Consider the following 15,445-nt stretch of genomic DNA (forward strand, 5'->3'; position numbering starts at 1 on the left):
GACGCTGCAGCGGTGATGATCGCGACGGTCCTGGAATCATTGCTGCTGCTGTTGCTGAGCCCCGGGAAGGCGCTGAAGATCATTTATTGGCGAATCACCGGCAGACGCTTGCGCGCGCGCCTGCAATTCGGAGAAGCAGTCGCGGCTCTGCCCTTTGCCTATGCGCAATGGAATGGCCGATGTGCGCGCGCCGATCGTCCTGCGCTGGCGTCGGTCGTCGCCGAGGCGAACGCTATCGCTGTGCATCTGCATTTTGCCCGGTCAGTCTTACCAGGGGACTTCGCCCGCGCCGTGCGATCGGTTATCCGCCAGACATGGCCGCACTGGCGCCTGCTCGTCACGAGCCAGGACGGGAATGTGCCCGACTTGCCGGATGATCCGCGCATTTCGGCGCTCGATGGCGCATTCGACAGCTATGGAGCTGGGCTCAAGGCCGCGTTGTCCTCGGCGGAAACGCGGTATCTGGTGCCGTTGCGGCGGGATTGCCGCCTGCCGCGCATGGCGCTGGCCGCCTATGGCATTCATCTGAGCACGATGCCCGCCGGCCATTTTCCGATCCTCTATGGCGATCAGGATGAGTTCGACCGGTTCGGCTGGAGGCGCAATCCCTGGTTCAAGCCGGCATGGGATCCGGAAATGTTTCTCGCCCAGGATTATCTTTCGGCAGCAATCGCCGTTCCAGTTGCCATAGCACGTGAGCTTCGCGTCGATGAGAGCGACGAGGCTGCAATTTACGGAATGCTGCTCCGCGCGACGCTGCGGCAAGGTCAGGCGGTGCAGCATCTCCACCGGATAACCGCATCGACTCCGCCGTGCCATTGGCGGCGCCCCGATGCGAGGCGGCTCGCATTGCTGCGCGACGCATTGGCGGGGGTGAATGGAACCGCGGTCGTCGCAGGCCCTTTCGGCACCGCATCGATTCGCTGGCCACTGCCCGTATCGGCGCCGCTGGTCAGCATCATCGTACCCACACGCGATCAGGTCGCCTTGCTGAAGACCTGTATCCGGGGCCTGCTTGACCGGACACGCTATCCCAATCTTGAAATCGTGATCGCCGACAATGACAGCCACGAGCCGGCGACCCACGCCTTTTTGTCCGAAATCTGTGCCGATCCCCGGGTGCGGGTGGTGACCTGGTCGCATCCGTTCAATTATTCGGCGATCAACAATTTCGCCGTCAAAGCAGCGCGCGGCGCGTATCTCTGCCTGCTCAACAACGACATCGAGATCATCGACGACCACTGGCTCTGCGAACTCATGCGTTACGCGGTGCGGTCCGACGCGGGGGCGATCGGCGCCCGGTTACTCTATCCCGATCGCACCATTCAACATGCTGGCGTAACCGTGGGAATGGGCAACGCTGCGGGCCATGCGCATCGCGGCCTTCCCGAACACGCCGCAGGTCATTTCGCGCATGCCCTAATCGCGCACCGCGCGATCGCCGTCACGGCCGCCTGCCTCCTCGTGCGGCGCGACAGGTTCGAAGCGGTGGGCGGATTCGACGAGGTGGCGCTTCGTATTGCCTATAACGATGTCGATCTGTGCCTGAAGTTGCACCATGCCGGCTTCGAGAATTATTACGTGCCGAGCGCCGTCCTGATCCATCACGAGAGCAAGTCGCGCGGCCTCGACATGGCGCCCGAACACATCGAACGGTATCGAACGGAGCTCGCTACGCTACAGGCGCGATGGGGAACCGAAACCTATCAAGATCCGACGCACCATCCGGTGCTGAGCCGCAGCAGCGAAGTCTACAAACCAGAATTCATCTTCTATGCGTCACCGTTTGATCGGCCTATCCCGACAAAGGGTCTCGCTGCCCACCGGCATAGTCCGAAAGCTGACGTATCGTAATCCGCCGGGTGCATTCGCAATCGAGTCGACCGCTCAGGTTGCCCGAAAATGAAACCGCGCGTGTGGGCACTGTCGGTGTCTTGGTTGCGCCCTACCCGCGTTCCAGGCACATGGCTGGTGCGAATCGCTGAACTGGCCATCACGGCGCTACAACCCGACAGATCGACACGTAAGCGTTTGTAAAAACGCTAAGATAGAGCCTGGTCCACCTCTCACTCCCCGCATTCACCCCGAATCCTGCCCGAACAGCTCATACAAGGCTTGTTCGACCGAATTTTCGAGGCGGTGTCGAGCGACCCTGACATGGAGTGGATCGCGATCGATGCGACCCTCATCCGCGCTCAGGCCCAAGCCGCTGGAGCGCGGCAAAAAAGGGGGGCCAGGAAGCCCAGGCTCTTGGCCGGTCACGCGGCGGGTTCGGCACCAAAATCCATGCCGTAGTAGATGCGCTCGGCCTGCCGGTTCGCTTCGATCTCGGCCCTGGGCAGCAGAACGACATGGTGCCCGCAAACGACCTGATCGATGGCCTCAAGGCCGAGCAGGTTCTCGCTGACAAGGCCTATGATGCCAACAGCCTATGCGAGAAGATCGAGGCGCAGGGCGGCATTGTCGTCATCCCGCCACGACGCCATCGCAAACAGCCGCGCGACTATGACCGCATTGCCTACAAGAACCGGTGGGGGATCAAGGGCTTCTTCTTTAAGCTCAAGCAATACCGACGCATTGCCACGCGGTACGACAAGCTTGCCGCTAACTTCATCGGCTTCATCAAACTCGCCAGCATCATGCTATGGCTTAAATGATCAATTTGTCACTACAGCCTAAAAACGGCAACTAGATTACTGCCCGGGGTGCGCCAATCTCCCATGAAACGGATCGTTTGGGCCGTAGCGCACGATACACTTGATTACAGTGTATCCTACAACAACCCTTCGGCTCTCAACCAGGCGGAGAAATCGCCCGACGGCCCACGTCCGAACGGATCGGGAAAGGCCTTCTGTAAATCCATTCGTTCACGATACAATAGACGGTGCGAACGCTGGATTGGCGTACCATCGGCAAACTGACTGAACGCCCAGTACCGATCAGGAATGTCTTTCGAGGTAGCTGCGACAACCTGCGCGCGGTACCAGCGCCATAGCTCGTAAACGACGATCTGATCCCTCGCATAGCGCCGCGTCATTGTGTCGCCGAGCGGGCCCAGCTTGGTGAAGTGCCAGAATCGTAAAAGACTGTCGTTCGAGCGTACATTGCCCATATCATCGACTCGGATACGGCGCTGATTGATGTTCCAGCTGGCCGTATTGTAGCCCGGATCCTTCAGGATCTTCACTTTGTCGAAGAATACCGGCACGTGGTCACACCATTTCTGGTCGACGAAAAGGCCCTTTGCCGGCGCATCGTGGCAGAATTCCAGCAGGCGGTCGCTCCACCATTGCGCGAAGCGGGCGCCTTCCCCGGTGGTGCGGATTGCCACGAAACCGAGATTGAAGATGCCCGCCCACATCGGGCAGATTTCGTTGTCGACAATGGCACCCAGTTCCTTCTCCGGCTCAAGCAGATGTGGAGTAAGGACGATATCGTGATCCTCGAGCAGTTCCAGTAACGGGGAGAGCGGGTTGAACAGACATGTGTCGGGATCGAGGTAGATTACTGCGTCGAAGTCGCGGCGGGTCGCCTCGGCCAGAAAGGGGCCCTTAACTGCCGTACAGATCTCGACGATGTCGTGTTTGAACAACCAGCCCTCGACATTGTCGATCCCCAACTCGTCATGCCAGACTACTTCATCGAAAGGCTCGTCGGCGACATCGAAAGCAAAGCCAGCCGGCACCTTATCGGTCATCAGCGCGACGAGGTGCCAGTCGGGATGATGACGACGCAAGCTCTGATAGAGTACGCGCGCGCGATTAAGGTAGCTGAAGCTGAAGCTGGAGAAGCAAAGGACTTTCACGCGCCACCCTCCAGAAGCTCGATGGTCATCGCGCTGTATTCCAGATAAAAGTGTTGTACGCTGCGGCGCGCACGTGCGAATCTGAGTATGTCGCCCGTATCAAAGGCGGCAAAGAGGTCGGCCTCACTCTTAAGGACTATGCCCGGGCCGATTCCTTCAACCAGATCGACGACGTTGCCGGCGCATTCGCTGGTAACGATCGCGGCGCCGCCGGCCAGCGCCTCGTACGCGGTGAGGCAAAACGTCTCGGGCCAGATCGACCACATGATCGCCACGTCGAGACGCGTGGCGGCCGTCGCCTTGCGCATAAGGTCAGGTTCACTCTCGCAAGCGACGACCTCACGATAGGTCACCGGGAGCCCGCCCCGGCGGCCCTTACCCAGGTGGTGGAATTCATAGCGCGGGTCATCGCCCAGCTTAAGGACCAGTTCCTGGAACACCGACCAGCCCTTGTGATCGGCAGGATAGCCGATAAAGCCGACCCGTAGGGGTTGCCCCTCCTCGGTCTCGCCAAGTCCGGGTGCGCCAGCTTCCCGTAGCATCACATGCGGGATAACCTGGCTGGAACGCGGCACATGGATGCCCGCTTCCTCCCAGATCGCCAAGGCTGACCGGGAAGGTGAGAGGAGGTCGATCGCAAACCTGCCGAACAGCTTGGCGAATTCAGCGCGGTGGGAAAAATCGGCTTGTGTGTATTCGCACAACTCCCAGGCCAGAGTGCCCGGTTTCGGCACACCGGTATATTCCACATCGTTCCGCAATAGTTTGAAATTATTATATAATGCAGCGAAATCGTGAATCCAGAAACTGCCCTGATGCGCGCCGCTTGCGGTGATGATGGCAATCACCTGATCCATGTTGTGGCCAAGCAGGTTATGGATCACGAACTGCCGATCATGGGCAGCGGTATCAGCATCGGTCAGGCATGCGATGATATCGTGCGGATGGAAGACTCCAACCAGTTCGCCATCCAGCAATACGCCCAACTGTACCGGATCGCCCAAAGTATCGAGAAATGGCAGGGGATGCACTGGGTAGAAGTGCATTTGCAAATAGCCGTGACTCCGCAGCAGTTCAACCTCACGGCGGAGCAGAAGCTGTACCCCGCCAACGTTCCGCGTATAGTCGTCATGCGAGAACGAGAGAAGCAGTTTCGTCCGATATTTCGTCAACGCCTGTACAAGTTTGCTTTGCAGCAGCGCGCGTGGATCGCTGGAGACTGGGCTGCGGTGCGACCTGTATTCGGCGATCTGATCGGCCACGGGCTTGAGACGCGAAAGAATATCCCAACGAAATCCAAGTTCGTGTCGCCCGACGCGCCCTTCGTCCTTTCCTGCCGTCAGATAGTGGTAGAAAGGATTGACCTCCGCGGCAGCCACGTCTGGATTATTTTCTAGATAGAATCTGGTCGAGAACGCCAGCGACGGGTTTCGTCCCTCACGCCAGCCGTGCTGTAGATAATGTTCGAGCGGATCGACACCAGCCTCTGCGATGTCGGGATATGCGGTAATGTAATAATCGACGTCAAAGCCTTTTTCGGCCACATCGCGCAAGTGTGGGTCGATGTCGCTATCACGGCGTTTGAACCGCGACGTCGCTTTTTTGACCAATCGGGCAGCAAACGAGGCGGTGTCCGAATCCGAAAGGACGGCAGCACGGACCATGGTGACCTCTCCTTCGGCCAAGACTGACGTGACCGCTGCCAATGTATCCCCTGCGGAAGGACGCCGCCCCAACCGCCGACCGATCCACAGGTAATGCCGCGCTGGATCGATACCGGTGATCGCGACGTCGGGATATTCGGTCAGGTACCACGACGCATCGAATACCCCCGATGCCCGAAGGGCGGCGACGTCTTCGTCTGAAACATCAACCACTATTTAGCCCCCAGAAAAACTGTCACCATGACCGGCCTTCGAAAATGCCATGGCGGGTATAATGTACCAGCGGATCCATCCGAGATTGGGCAACATCTGGATGTTTCGAGAGATATGCCGCTGCGTCAAACATACCCGACGCCTCAACCCTGGCAAGCAGCCGGCGGGCCCGCTCTTTGGCCGGCAGCAGCGCCCACCACCGTGGAAATCGTCGCTGCAGGTCGTAAAGGTCCCGCAGCCATTCGACGCGCCCCTGCAAATGGCTAACGCGCTGCGCCTCTTCCGCAACCATGTTCGTCAATTGCGCGATCTCTCCATGCTGTCTCGCGACATCGGCTAACGCCGCTTCGCTTGCGGTTTCGACCAAGGGATCGGTAGCGGTGGGCGAGGAAATGGATGCCAGCCCGGACGGGGCGTCTGGTGGTGGTGCGGTAGCGGCTGCGCGTTCGGCAGAATCTGCCCGTTCAATAGCAGCGCGCAGTGCAGCTTCCAGTTCCGACTGCAGTCTGACCAAATACGCCACTTCGCCCTCGTACCGAGCCAAACGGCCCAGGTGGTCGCGCTGGTTCAGCGTGAGCTTGTCCAGTTCCTCCTCCTGGCGGGCAATCAGGTTTTGTGCCTGCGTCTCCCGGAGAGTGGTTTCCTTGGCGGCCCATCCGGCTTCTAGTATCCGCACCTCGGCTGCCAGGACGGCCTCTGCCTGTTGGCGCGATCGCCTTTCCATCTCGGCGGAATGGAGATCAAGGGCGTCACAGCGGGCACGTGTGCGGTCGAGCTCGCTACGCAGCAGTTCGTTCGTGCGCCGCTCGACAGTGACGTCCGCCCAAGCCTGCCGCGCCTCTTCCTGGCGCTGGATAAGAGCGCTTTCCGATTGGGAAAGGCGGTCCTTCAGGGTGCCGATCGTCTCGGCCGCCTGTTCTTGCTGACGCGCGAGATTATCTTCGTATGCGACAACCGCCTCGGACGCCTTGGCGAGTTGGTCGCGCAGCGCCTCCACCTCACTCTGAGCCAGTGCCAGCTGCGTGCCAAAACGTTCCTGATCGTGCGCACGAAGAGCTTCCGTCTCGCCCTGGATTTGCACGATACGAGCCGCCAGTCGTCCTTGCTCCTCTTCCCCAGCCATCTGCAGCGACACTGCCGAATCCCGATCCGCTGCGGTTTCCTCCAGAACCCGCTTCAGTGCCGCACATTCGTCGCGCGCCAATTCAGCTGCGTGCTCGGCCGCGGCGAGACCTTGGTTCGCGGCCTCACGACCCTGTACTGCTGAATCCCGATCCGCTGCGGCGTCCTCCAGAACCCGCTTCAGTGCTGCACATTCGTCGCGCGCCAATTCAGCTGCGTGCTCGGCCGCGGCGAGACCTTGGCTCGCGGCCTCACGACCCTGTACTGCCGAATCCCGATCCGCTGCGGCTTCCTCCAGAACCCGCTTCAGTGCTGCACATTCGTCGCGCGCCAATTCAGCTGCGCGCTCGGCCGCGGCGAGACCTTGGCTCGCGGCCTCACGACCCTGTACTGCCGAATCCCGATCCGCTGCGGCTTCCTCCAGAACCCGCTTCAGTGCCGCACATTCGTCGCGCGCCAATTCAGCTGCGTGCTCGGCCGCGGCGAGACCTTGGCTCGCGGCCTCATGACGCTGTTCAGCCTGCGACAACTCCTGAGCCAGTCGGGCGACGTCCTCCTCCAATCGCTGACGCTGCCGGACTCCCTCCCCGACACCGTCACCGCGCACCGTACCTTGCGTTATCAACTGGGCGAAAGTCGGCGCCGAGGCATCGAAGTCACCGCGGATGCTGTCCAAGCGGGCGCGATCCTCACCGTCCTCGCCCTGTTTGCACCACTTTGTCAGAATGGCATAAGTGTCACGTACCCAAACCGGCGTACGCGGGCCGAGCGCGATCTTCTCGTTATATTCCTGATGCCGAGCATGAGGCGTCAAGAAGGCATCTATTTCCGAGGCTGTCAGTACCGACTTGCGGGGCCAGGTGATTCCGGTCGCGTTTCCCATCTCTTCTGCGACCGTGCTCCAGTCGCTCAACAGATCCTCATAGCTGAACACAAAGCGCGGCAGGTCACGGCTTGCAAATTCGGCGTCGAGCACGTTGCGCAGCCAAACCAGCAAGCCGTGCCCTGGCGCGGATCCATCTCGTGCCGCCAGCGATTCGGCCACTTCGACCGGGTTTCGCACCGGAATGGCCACCACCGGCCGAACATCGAGCACCGTCAGCGCTTCCAGCCACAACGGCAATAGGCGGCAAATTCTCGGGTCCTTGAGAACGAACAGTGACGATTCACCGTATTCCTCACGCAATGCATCTACCGCGCGATCAAGGAATTCTTCGCGCAATACCGAGCCATTCCAGTCGTTGCTCAGCGAGAGCCAGTCGTCCCAGCGGCTGCCGGCTGACGCCAGCAATTGGTCGTTGAGTGTGGTGACGACATTCGATTCCCAATGACCGAGCGCGTTCCCCTCGCTGGCAGCCATCAGATCTCTGGGCAACGCGCATCCGAGCAAGTTGGCCACACGGGCAAAGGCGCTGGTGCCAGATCGGTGTGCACCCAGCACGACGATGCAGGTTCGACGGCGGCCTGCTGCTTTCGTGGCCTTGCGATCCGCAACCGATCGTGGCCCGCGGCTGCTCGGCACCTCCGGCCTGGAATGTGTCGTGTTCAGAACCACCTCACCTTAATCTTCGCCACCGAAGCTTGGCCGCGCGTTGCTTGGCCGCACGTTCGAGCAACCTGCAGGCGCGACGCCCAGCGCCCGCGATTACACGGCGCGTGCGACTTCACGCCGCCGAGTCCGCCCTATGTCAACAACGGAGATGCCGGCCCCCACATTACTGAGGCGCGTATGAACCATCTTCACTTCAACCTCAAGGACCATACCCTCTGAAATGTCAGGCGGAATGCCTTTTTGCAACGAGGCACCGCTCGTCTCGATCGGCAGCGCAAAGTGATTGAACGTCACCATATCGCCGGTCTTCGCCACCGGTTTCTCCGACGCTATAAGAGCTGGATGTTCTTATATTCTCCGAGCCGGAAATTTGAATTAGAGTCTTGATTAGAAAGGAATTTTAGCAAAATAGGCGTCACAAAATGGCTAACTTGCCAGCAACGATCGCACCGCCATATTCCTCGATTTGACGCGTTTGATTTTGGGCTAGAACCGAAAGTCAGGCGGCGATCGCCTGAGGAAACAGCGCGCGCAGCGGCGAGGCAAAAGCCTGACCAACAGCTTGACGCTGCAACCGAGGGTCAGGCAAGGCGATGGAGATTAGGTACGGGGTGGTCATGGCCAATTTGATGCAGCATCTTCTCGCGCGGGCGAATCGCGCGCATTCGGTGCGATCATACAACGCGCTGGTCGCGCGGTTCCGACGACAGTATCGCGGCGATTATGACATGGCGATGATCGCCTCCATCGGCGCATTGTCGGCGTCTGAATTTGAACGGCAGGGCGATGGCCACGTAGCGGTGCTGCAGCATCACGGCCTGCGGGACGGAATGTCGATCTACGATCTTGGCTGCGGTTCTGGGCGCACCGCAATGGCGCTGCAACGATCGGGCTGGCAGGGGCAATACAAGGGCGCCGATATCGTCAAGCCGCTCGTCCAGTATTTACGGTCCAAATGCCCCGGCTACGATGCGGTAGTGCACCGGCAGCTGACTATCGCGGCACCGGATGCGTCGATCGATATGGTTTTCCATTGGTCTGTATTTACCCATCTTTATCCGGAAGAATGCTTCCTCTACATGGAAGACACCTTCCGTGCCCTGAAACCCGGTGGCATCTTGGTATTTTCTTTTCTTGAACTTGAAGATTCCAAGCACCACGCAGTCTTTCAGAGCCGGCTGGGCCGTTTTCGTAAATTTGGCTGGTCCGATACGCTGGATGTGTTCCTGCACCGCGACTGGATACGCTTCTGGGCGCAATCGATCGGTTTTGAGGATATTTCCTTCACTGACGGCACTGACGGAACCAATCATCCCCAGTTCTGGCAAGCTCTGGCGTCAATGAAAAAGCCAGCCTGACGCCCGGGGTCTGGCGCCGCCTCTGGCGGCATCGTTGCGACCTCCAGATCAATGCCATCCCGACGCCAATCTTCCCGGTTCCGAACATGTCCGACGGTCGTGTCCCGGTTGGTGGTGTAGCTCGGCGGTAGCGGAGCTGACGGGCCGCTCGCCGTGCAGTACCGTTCTTCCAGCTCGATCGCGACGAATCCCGCCTCGAGGTGAACCGCGTTCTGGCAAAATCGGTGAAGACGGCGCTATTGGACGCGCCGCTCAAATCATACCGGCCAGCACTGCGACACAGCGCACCCGCGAAAATTCGGCTCTCATATAGAAGGATTCGAAAGGCCTTCTGCAGCAGGCCGGGATTTCCCTCGTGGAAGGAATGGTGCCGCTTACAGGACTCGAACCTGTGACCCCCGCATTACGAAGGCTACTCAGGATCGATCCAAGACGGTTGGTTTTCCGCCAATTTTGAGAACAAAGCCGCGCTGAAATTTGGACCACCCAAGCCCTACCCAAACCCAGCTAATCAACGCCGTCCGATCGTTCCTAGCGAACGCACTTTGGCAGGAGCGGGCGCGCCGATTAACCTCGCGCAGACCCACTGGAGCGACTGACAGACCGCCATCACTTCAGTCCTTCGGGTTGTCGGGCACGCGGCGATCATCCAACCCGGCTCGCCCCCGCCCGTTGCCTGCGCTTTGGCGGAGTGCATACGCGATCAAGAAAAGCCGCGGCCTTGCTCCCGGGCGTAGCTCGAACGGATCGCATCTCGGAGTCAAATCGCGGAAGTGATTCAAATGAGCTATAGTAAGAAACAAACCCGTGTCCGCATTCCCTGTAGACGGGGCCTGGTATTACAAGAACCTTAGAGAACGGGAAGGTCAAGGTCGCGTAAACAATCGGCAGCTGCTTCCAGCACGTGACGATTGGACCCTCATTCTGACACAAAAACTCAGCTCTTAGTTGGTCCGGCATTGAAATAGCCGTTACGCTACCAGGAATAATATCGATTAGCGATTCCACACCAGACTGACTCAATACCTCGCGCTTTATAGGGAGCTCTGAGAACCTCAGCCCAATTTCATCGGTGTCGGATTGATAAGTTATGCTGCCATATTTTGCCAGCTCCTCCGCACCCCACTCAATTCTAATTTCTCGTTCGAGCGCCCTGCGTTGCGGCCCATCCACGTTTGGCAACGTACTTCCTGGGAGGAATCGAAGTGTTACTACAGGCTCGAGTAGCAGCCTGAACATCTTAGATGCTCGGCTAGGAAATCTGGGGTCATTTCTGCTGATTAGCCTCGGAAATACCACAACATATTTAGCCTCGTTCTTATCCAGGGCCTTCTTCTTCAGGCCCGTTGCCTTCATGAAGTCCTTCACGACCCCGTTACGTTGGTCTAGAACTATTTCGAAGGTGATATTAAGCGGCTGAAACGGGTACGCTGCCCGAGTACCCATTCGTATCAGCGAGTCTGATTTAGACAGCTGCTGCTTCAAGGCATCCCGCTGTGCCAGTGCTTCTATTCTTCGAGCGTCATCAGCCTTTCGCGCACGGTGAAAGTTATATATCTCCGCAGTAAGCGCTAGCGTCCCCATCGTCACAAGGCCCGTCAGCGCGATTTTTCCGGCCTTCGTCAGCTTTCCTGAGTCGTCTCGGCTCTTATTTCCAAGGCCCATGATTCCGAACGCGCCGCCGGCAAGAATCGTTAGTATCTTCAAATAGAAACCGAAATCCTGAGAGAGGACGAACTCCCAAATTGGTGACGTCACATTACCCCTCCCAAACCTAACGGACTAAAAAGGTTGGCCTGCTCTGATACGCTAGTACTTTCGCTGCAATCATTTGTATCGCCTAGGTGATCACGTTGTCGATGTCGGGGGCGAACAGCGCTCTGCCATCCTTTTCAGGTGTTTAGTCGCGGTCAGGTTCGTTGCGCCACAGGTTCATTTCCTCCGCGAATAGCTTATGGAGATTGTCCTTCTTAGCTCTGAGCTCTTCTTTAAGCTCTGCCTTCGGTCTCAGGTCATCATCATTAAAAAATGGGGCTTGGCCTCTAGCATCATCGACGTCATTCATTGAGTGCATGATTAGCTCATTTGCCATATTCGCGATGTCAACAATCTCGTTGGTAACGCGTGGCGGAAAGAGAAACCTGCTGTGGCGCTCATGCTCCAAGAACTCTTCCGCGATCTCGCTAGTGACCGAGGGGTTTTCCTCCAAAACATGATCGATCAGCATCTCAAGCACGGTATAAAGCTTGAGTCGACGGCCATATAATTCGCTATTGAGACGAATTTTTTCAATCTCGGTTTGGCTCGCGAGAATTTTGGTCTGGGCTTTCGTGATTGCGACTTGCCGAAGTCCCACGAAGGTTGCACCACCGACCGCCGCGAGACCAGTCGCCAAGGTCGAAAAGCTCGGCCAATCGAACTTACTCCACTCAAGATCCATCATACTCCCCGCGATCTGACGTGACGAACTGGCGCTCTGCGCCAGACGCTGCGTGCCTGTGAAAATCGTACTGCTGATCTTCGCGCCTTAGATCGTTATACCGCAACAGTCCAAGAGAGGTATGCCAGACTGTTGCGGGAACGCGCCCGCACATATGCTGCTTTGAGAAGATCCTTGCGCGACGAAAGGTAGCCCAAGCGCGCGGCAGGCTGGTCCACGGCGGACAGCAATGCCCTGGGCTCTGATTGCAACTCACATGGGATTCCCCCAGCCCAATCCAACCCTCGGAGCGCGCCAGCCTTGCCTTCCGCGTCCTTCCGATCGTACTGCATGAACACACGGGGAAACTATATGGTTTGGCAACCTATCGAAACGGCGATCAAGGACGGCTCTCGGATTCTGCTGTATGATCCGCACGTCAAGTCAGTCGGCCACAACAGGTTCGTCGGATCGTGGGTGGCTGCCGATGGCTGGGTTTCGGTACCTGGCTCGTACAAGAAAAACCCAACTCACTGGCAACCTTTAGAAGCGGCTCCTGACGCCAATCACCCGGCGCAGCGAATCGCGCGACGACGGAGCAATGACGTCTAGGCCAGTGGGCTCCGTCCATCCTTCATGGACGAGCGCTCAATGACAGGTACACAAGGCTTTAGTTGGGGGGACAGGCGTGAAATTTGTTTTGGGAATGACAGTGGCACTCGTCAGCGCTTCGCCCGCCATCGCGGGCACAAAGCTCTGGGGTGAATTTGAGGCCGGCATGACTCCTCAGCAAGTAGTTGATCTCGCTCTCAAGTTGCCGGGGATCACTGGAGCGAAGGTCAAGCAGGGCAAGAGCGGCGCCACCGTCGATGTGAACTACGGCATGTATTCGAAGTTCGTCGTTGCAGGGAAGAAATCGCGCCTCGGCTTCATGTTCCGGAACGGTATCTTGTCAGCAGTGAATATCATTCCCGAGGCCTACGAGTTCGGTGCCGGGGGCTGTATCACCGGCGGAGTCTCAGCTTTTCACTACTATGACCAGTTACTCAGCACGAAGTACGAGCGCAATTACGACGTCGCGCCTGATGTTACTGACGCCCAAATACAATTCATGATAGCGCGAGCAAAACTCGCTACCGATACCAAGGAACGCTACTCAATTCCGGTCGACAGCATGGCGGCTGGCTACACGGATGGCGCGGTGCAAATCGTGAACCGCGTACGCTTCAGCTATTCGCCGGTAAGCATCTTATGCGCCCGACAAGGTAATCTGAGCGGGTCGGCCGTCCTCAGCTACATGGATAAGGCCGAATTCGAGGCAGCATCGAAGGAGACCAAAGAAGGTCGTGAAAAGGCGATCACTGACCTAAGCAAGGATCTCTAGTCGTCAGCATACGGGCAACTGCCACGGCGGCGTAAAAACGCCCATCCGAAAATTGGCAGCCGAAGTCGATAAGCGACCTTATGTAAAATCCACCGGCTTTGTCAGTGAATGCGGTCGGAGCAGGAGCTTCGCCACGATCGCGGAAACTTGGTTGCTGTAACCCCCGTTAGCGTGCAGCCGAAGGCGCTCTCTGAGCCAACCAGGCCCCAAGAATATCCAGCCCTTACCTGCCATGTGCTCCGCTAACAGTTCATCATCTCCTCGCTTGACCTTTCCCGCCACCATGACGAGACGCACCGTCGCACCTTCCCTGCATCGCCCGGCTTCGGTCATTTGGGCCCGCAACCTGTTCAGGACGATGTCGCGCAACTCGGGCTCCCGAAACAGCTTGTAGCGCTTGCTCTTGTGACCGTCTTGGAGTTCCGCCCACTGCACCCCCGTGGAATCTAGGAAGCTCTTGCATTCAACCGCGAGAATTTCGTCGGAGGCGGCTTTGTAGGCGACGACATCGATCCCCCAACGAGGTGACGACTGGCGCCCTATGTGAACCTTCTCCTCCTTCGTCAGCTCAACCTTAAAGGACGTCTGAACCCAGTACCCGTCGGCGAAAAGCAACTCCGCCACGAGCTGCTCAAATGCGTCCATGTTGGCATCCCCTTTTTACCGGCAAATTAGCAGCTCAACGCTCCCCCGATATCGGACAAACGCAGATCTCCCAAACCGGGCATGCGCCACTCCGCTACCGCCACTTGCAGACGCTCAGTCTGGCTGTACGCTGTAACGCTCATGGTTCCGAGGCGGTACGCCGGCGGGGCGCGGTAGCTTGGAGTGAGGAGCTGGTGAGCAACGAAATTGTTGTGGCCTATCAAGAAAGCAATCCGACGAGGGCGACCTCTCGTGAAATAGTCAAACGACTCGCGCAAAAGCATGACCTAACTGAATCCAAGGTCCGGAGCATCCTGTCACGGGCGGGCGTCTATATCGCTCTCCCAAAGGACAAGTCGACGATTGAGCCCGATGACTACGATGCCATCTTTAGAGAATTTATTTCCTACGACGGTGACGACGGCGATCCCGTTTTCGGTCCAGACATTCTTATTTCATCTATCGCCCAGGAGTTTGGGTATGGAAAATGGGCATTAAGTGGCTTCTATAGAGATTGGACATCACTTGGTCGCCCGGTGAATTATCGGCATTTCATTCTGTTGCGAAAGAAGGCGACCGAAGAGGCTGATGTCGCGTTCAAAGAGGAGGTTGATCGAATAGCTGCGCCCCGTATTTCTGCTATCGAGAAACGGTACGAGATGAAGAGGATGCTAGTTAGAGCGGATCGGCCACGATCCGGATCCGGCATCTTCAACCCGATCGTAGCGGTGATCATATTGTTCGCACTGACCGTAGCCGGATTTGCCGCGCTGGTTGCCTCGTAGTGGATGGTCGCCTCTTTTCCAAAACGAGACGCCTGAGGCTAGCCTAGTCGGAGCGAGCAGTGACGCCGGGCATTGCTAGCCCCACTCCGATTCTTATCCTTTTTGAGAAGGCACGACCTAGCGCCGCCGCGCGCTCCCCCGCCTACCCTCGGCCTGATCACGTCAGCAGGCTATATCTGCCCTTCCCATCCAGGCACCAATGATCCTGCGATGGATCATTGCCGGTGTACTGCGTGAGCACGATGACAACATGCTCACGCTTGAGACCCAGCTTTTCAAGCGCCTTCACGATCCGCAAACGGGAGTCGAAACCTTCTGCGATGCATGCACCAATCAGGACGAAAGCGACGTCGTGTTTGTTGGGTTTGAAGCCGAACTCCGCCTTCAGAGCACGGAGACGCTCGAAGGTAGCGGTCGTTTCAGCCTTGGATCGGTCGGGGTGCACAGGCATCAGCCCTTCGGCGACAGCGTCATTGTTATTCATACGAATCCTTCGTT

General features: G+C 58.1%; 13 protein-coding genes and 1 pseudogene. 6 read left to right on the forward strand and 8 right to left on the reverse strand.

Annotated features, from left to right (window positions below):
- The first annotated feature begins 15 nt into the window (after positions 1–15).
- Together ACZ1I2_RS23265 and ACZ1I2_RS23270 are read left to right on the forward strand one after the other, a co-directional pair.
- Positions 16–1,854 (forward strand): glycosyltransferase family 2 protein, encoded by a 1,839-nt coding sequence (locus tag ACZ1I2_RS23265; RefSeq protein ID WP_465171810.1) that lies wholly within the window; start codon positions 16–18, stop codon positions 1,852–1,854.
- Positions 1,855–2,112: 258 nt separating this feature from the next.
- Positions 2,113–2,657, forward strand: a pseudogene (locus ACZ1I2_RS23270) (IS5 family transposase); the annotation flags it as partial.
- Between the two features lie 116 nt (positions 2,658–2,773).
- Here the strand turns inward: ACZ1I2_RS23270 and ACZ1I2_RS23275 are convergent.
- The 4 genes from ACZ1I2_RS23275 to ACZ1I2_RS23290 form a co-directional block, all read right to left on the reverse strand.
- Positions 2,774–3,805: a hypothetical protein gene (locus ACZ1I2_RS23275; RefSeq protein ID WP_465171809.1), complete on the reverse strand. Its 1,032-nt coding sequence runs from the start codon at positions 3,803–3,805 to the stop codon at positions 2,774–2,776.
- Positions 3,802–5,682 (reverse strand): glycosyltransferase family protein, encoded by a 1,881-nt coding sequence (locus ACZ1I2_RS23280; protein WP_465175667.1) that lies wholly within the window; start codon positions 5,680–5,682, stop codon positions 3,802–3,804. Before ACZ1I2_RS23280 ends, ACZ1I2_RS23275 begins: the two co-directional genes overlap by 4 nt.
- Positions 5,683–5,704: 22 nt before the next feature.
- Positions 5,705–8,164 (reverse strand): hypothetical protein, encoded by a 2,460-nt coding sequence (locus ACZ1I2_RS23285; RefSeq protein WP_465175666.1) that lies wholly within the window; start codon positions 8,162–8,164, stop codon positions 5,705–5,707.
- Between the two features lie 285 nt (positions 8,165–8,449).
- Positions 8,450–8,671, reverse strand: coding sequence for a hypothetical protein (locus ACZ1I2_RS23290; RefSeq protein ID WP_465171806.1), 222 nt, complete (start codon positions 8,669–8,671; stop codon positions 8,450–8,452).
- A 302-nt stretch (positions 8,672–8,973) separates the two neighbouring features.
- Between ACZ1I2_RS23290 and ACZ1I2_RS23295 the strand changes: the two genes are divergently transcribed.
- Positions 8,974–9,714, forward strand: coding sequence for a class I SAM-dependent methyltransferase (locus ACZ1I2_RS23295; protein WP_465171805.1), 741 nt, complete (start codon positions 8,974–8,976; stop codon positions 9,712–9,714).
- A 645-nt stretch (positions 9,715–10,359) separates the two neighbouring features.
- On the opposite strand, the gene ACZ1I2_RS23300 is transcribed toward ACZ1I2_RS23295, so the two are convergent.
- Both ACZ1I2_RS23300 and ACZ1I2_RS23305 read right to left on the reverse strand, forming a co-directional pair.
- The gene (locus ACZ1I2_RS23300; protein ID WP_465175665.1) at positions 10,360–11,472 is read right to left on the reverse strand and encodes a hypothetical protein; all 1,113 of its coding nucleotides are present in this window, start codon (positions 11,470–11,472) and stop codon (positions 10,360–10,362) included.
- Positions 11,473–11,614: 142 nt separating this feature from the next.
- Positions 11,615–12,157, reverse strand: a complete 543-nt coding sequence (locus ACZ1I2_RS23305) for a hypothetical protein (protein ID WP_465175664.1) — start codon at positions 12,155–12,157, stop codon at positions 11,615–11,617.
- 348 nt (positions 12,158–12,505) lie between these two features.
- Here ACZ1I2_RS23305 and ACZ1I2_RS23310 point away from each other — a divergent pair, with 348 nt between their 5' ends.
- Together ACZ1I2_RS23310 and ACZ1I2_RS23315 are read left to right on the forward strand one after the other, a co-directional pair.
- Positions 12,506–12,745 (forward strand): DUF551 domain-containing protein, encoded by a 240-nt coding sequence (locus ACZ1I2_RS23310; protein ID WP_465181673.1) that lies wholly within the window; start codon positions 12,506–12,508, stop codon positions 12,743–12,745.
- Between the two features lie 76 nt (positions 12,746–12,821).
- The gene (locus ACZ1I2_RS23315; protein WP_465175662.1) at positions 12,822–13,517 is read left to right on the forward strand and encodes a hypothetical protein; all 696 of its coding nucleotides are present in this window, start codon (positions 12,822–12,824) and stop codon (positions 13,515–13,517) included.
- A gap of 78 nt (positions 13,518–13,595) precedes the next feature.
- On the opposite strand, the gene ACZ1I2_RS23320 is transcribed toward ACZ1I2_RS23315, so the two are convergent.
- The gene (locus ACZ1I2_RS23320) at positions 13,596–14,162 is read right to left on the reverse strand and encodes a hypothetical protein (protein WP_465175661.1); all 567 of its coding nucleotides are present in this window, start codon (positions 14,160–14,162) and stop codon (positions 13,596–13,598) included.
- A gap of 194 nt (positions 14,163–14,356) precedes the next feature.
- Between ACZ1I2_RS23320 and ACZ1I2_RS23325 the strand changes: the two genes are divergently transcribed.
- The gene (locus ACZ1I2_RS23325; protein ID WP_465175660.1) at positions 14,357–14,947 is read left to right on the forward strand and encodes a hypothetical protein; all 591 of its coding nucleotides are present in this window, start codon (positions 14,357–14,359) and stop codon (positions 14,945–14,947) included.
- A gap of 157 nt (positions 14,948–15,104) precedes the next feature.
- Here the strand turns inward: ACZ1I2_RS23325 and ACZ1I2_RS23330 are convergent, their stop codons facing one another.
- On the reverse strand, positions 15,105–15,431 hold the full coding sequence (locus tag ACZ1I2_RS23330; protein WP_465175659.1) for a hypothetical protein: 327 nt from the start codon (positions 15,429–15,431) through the stop codon (positions 15,105–15,107).
- Between the last annotated feature and the right edge of the window lie 14 nt (positions 15,432–15,445).

The sequence above is a fragment of the Sphingomonas sp. BL-S-29 genome (genome assembly GCF_055521495.1).

What these genes read in the sequence shown, in the direction of transcription:
- ACZ1I2_RS23305 (WP_465175664.1), bottom strand. Translation starts at nt 12,157, where the DNA reads ATGATGGATCTTGAGTGGAGTAAGTTCGATTGGCCGAGCTTTTCGACC.
- ACZ1I2_RS23285 (WP_465175666.1), bottom strand. Translation starts at nt 8,164, where the DNA reads ATGGCTGCCAGCGAGGGGAACGCGCTCGGTCATTGGGAATCGAATGTC.
- ACZ1I2_RS23295 (WP_465171805.1), top strand. Translation starts at nt 8,974, where the DNA reads ATGGCCAATTTGATGCAGCATCTTCTCGCGCGGGCGAATCGCGCGCAT.
- ACZ1I2_RS23310 (WP_465181673.1), top strand. Translation starts at nt 12,506, where the DNA reads ATGGTTTGGCAACCTATCGAAACGGCGATCAAGGACGGCTCTCGGATT.
- ACZ1I2_RS23265 (WP_465171810.1), top strand. Translation starts at nt 16, where the DNA reads ATGATCGCGACGGTCCTGGAATCATTGCTGCTGCTGTTGCTGAGCCCC.
- ACZ1I2_RS23320 (WP_465175661.1), bottom strand. Translation starts at nt 14,162, where the DNA reads ATGGACGCATTTGAGCAGCTCGTGGCGGAGTTGCTTTTCGCCGACGGG.
- ACZ1I2_RS23330 (WP_465175659.1), bottom strand. Translation starts at nt 15,431, where the DNA reads ATGAATAACAATGACGCTGTCGCCGAAGGGCTGATGCCTGTGCACCCC.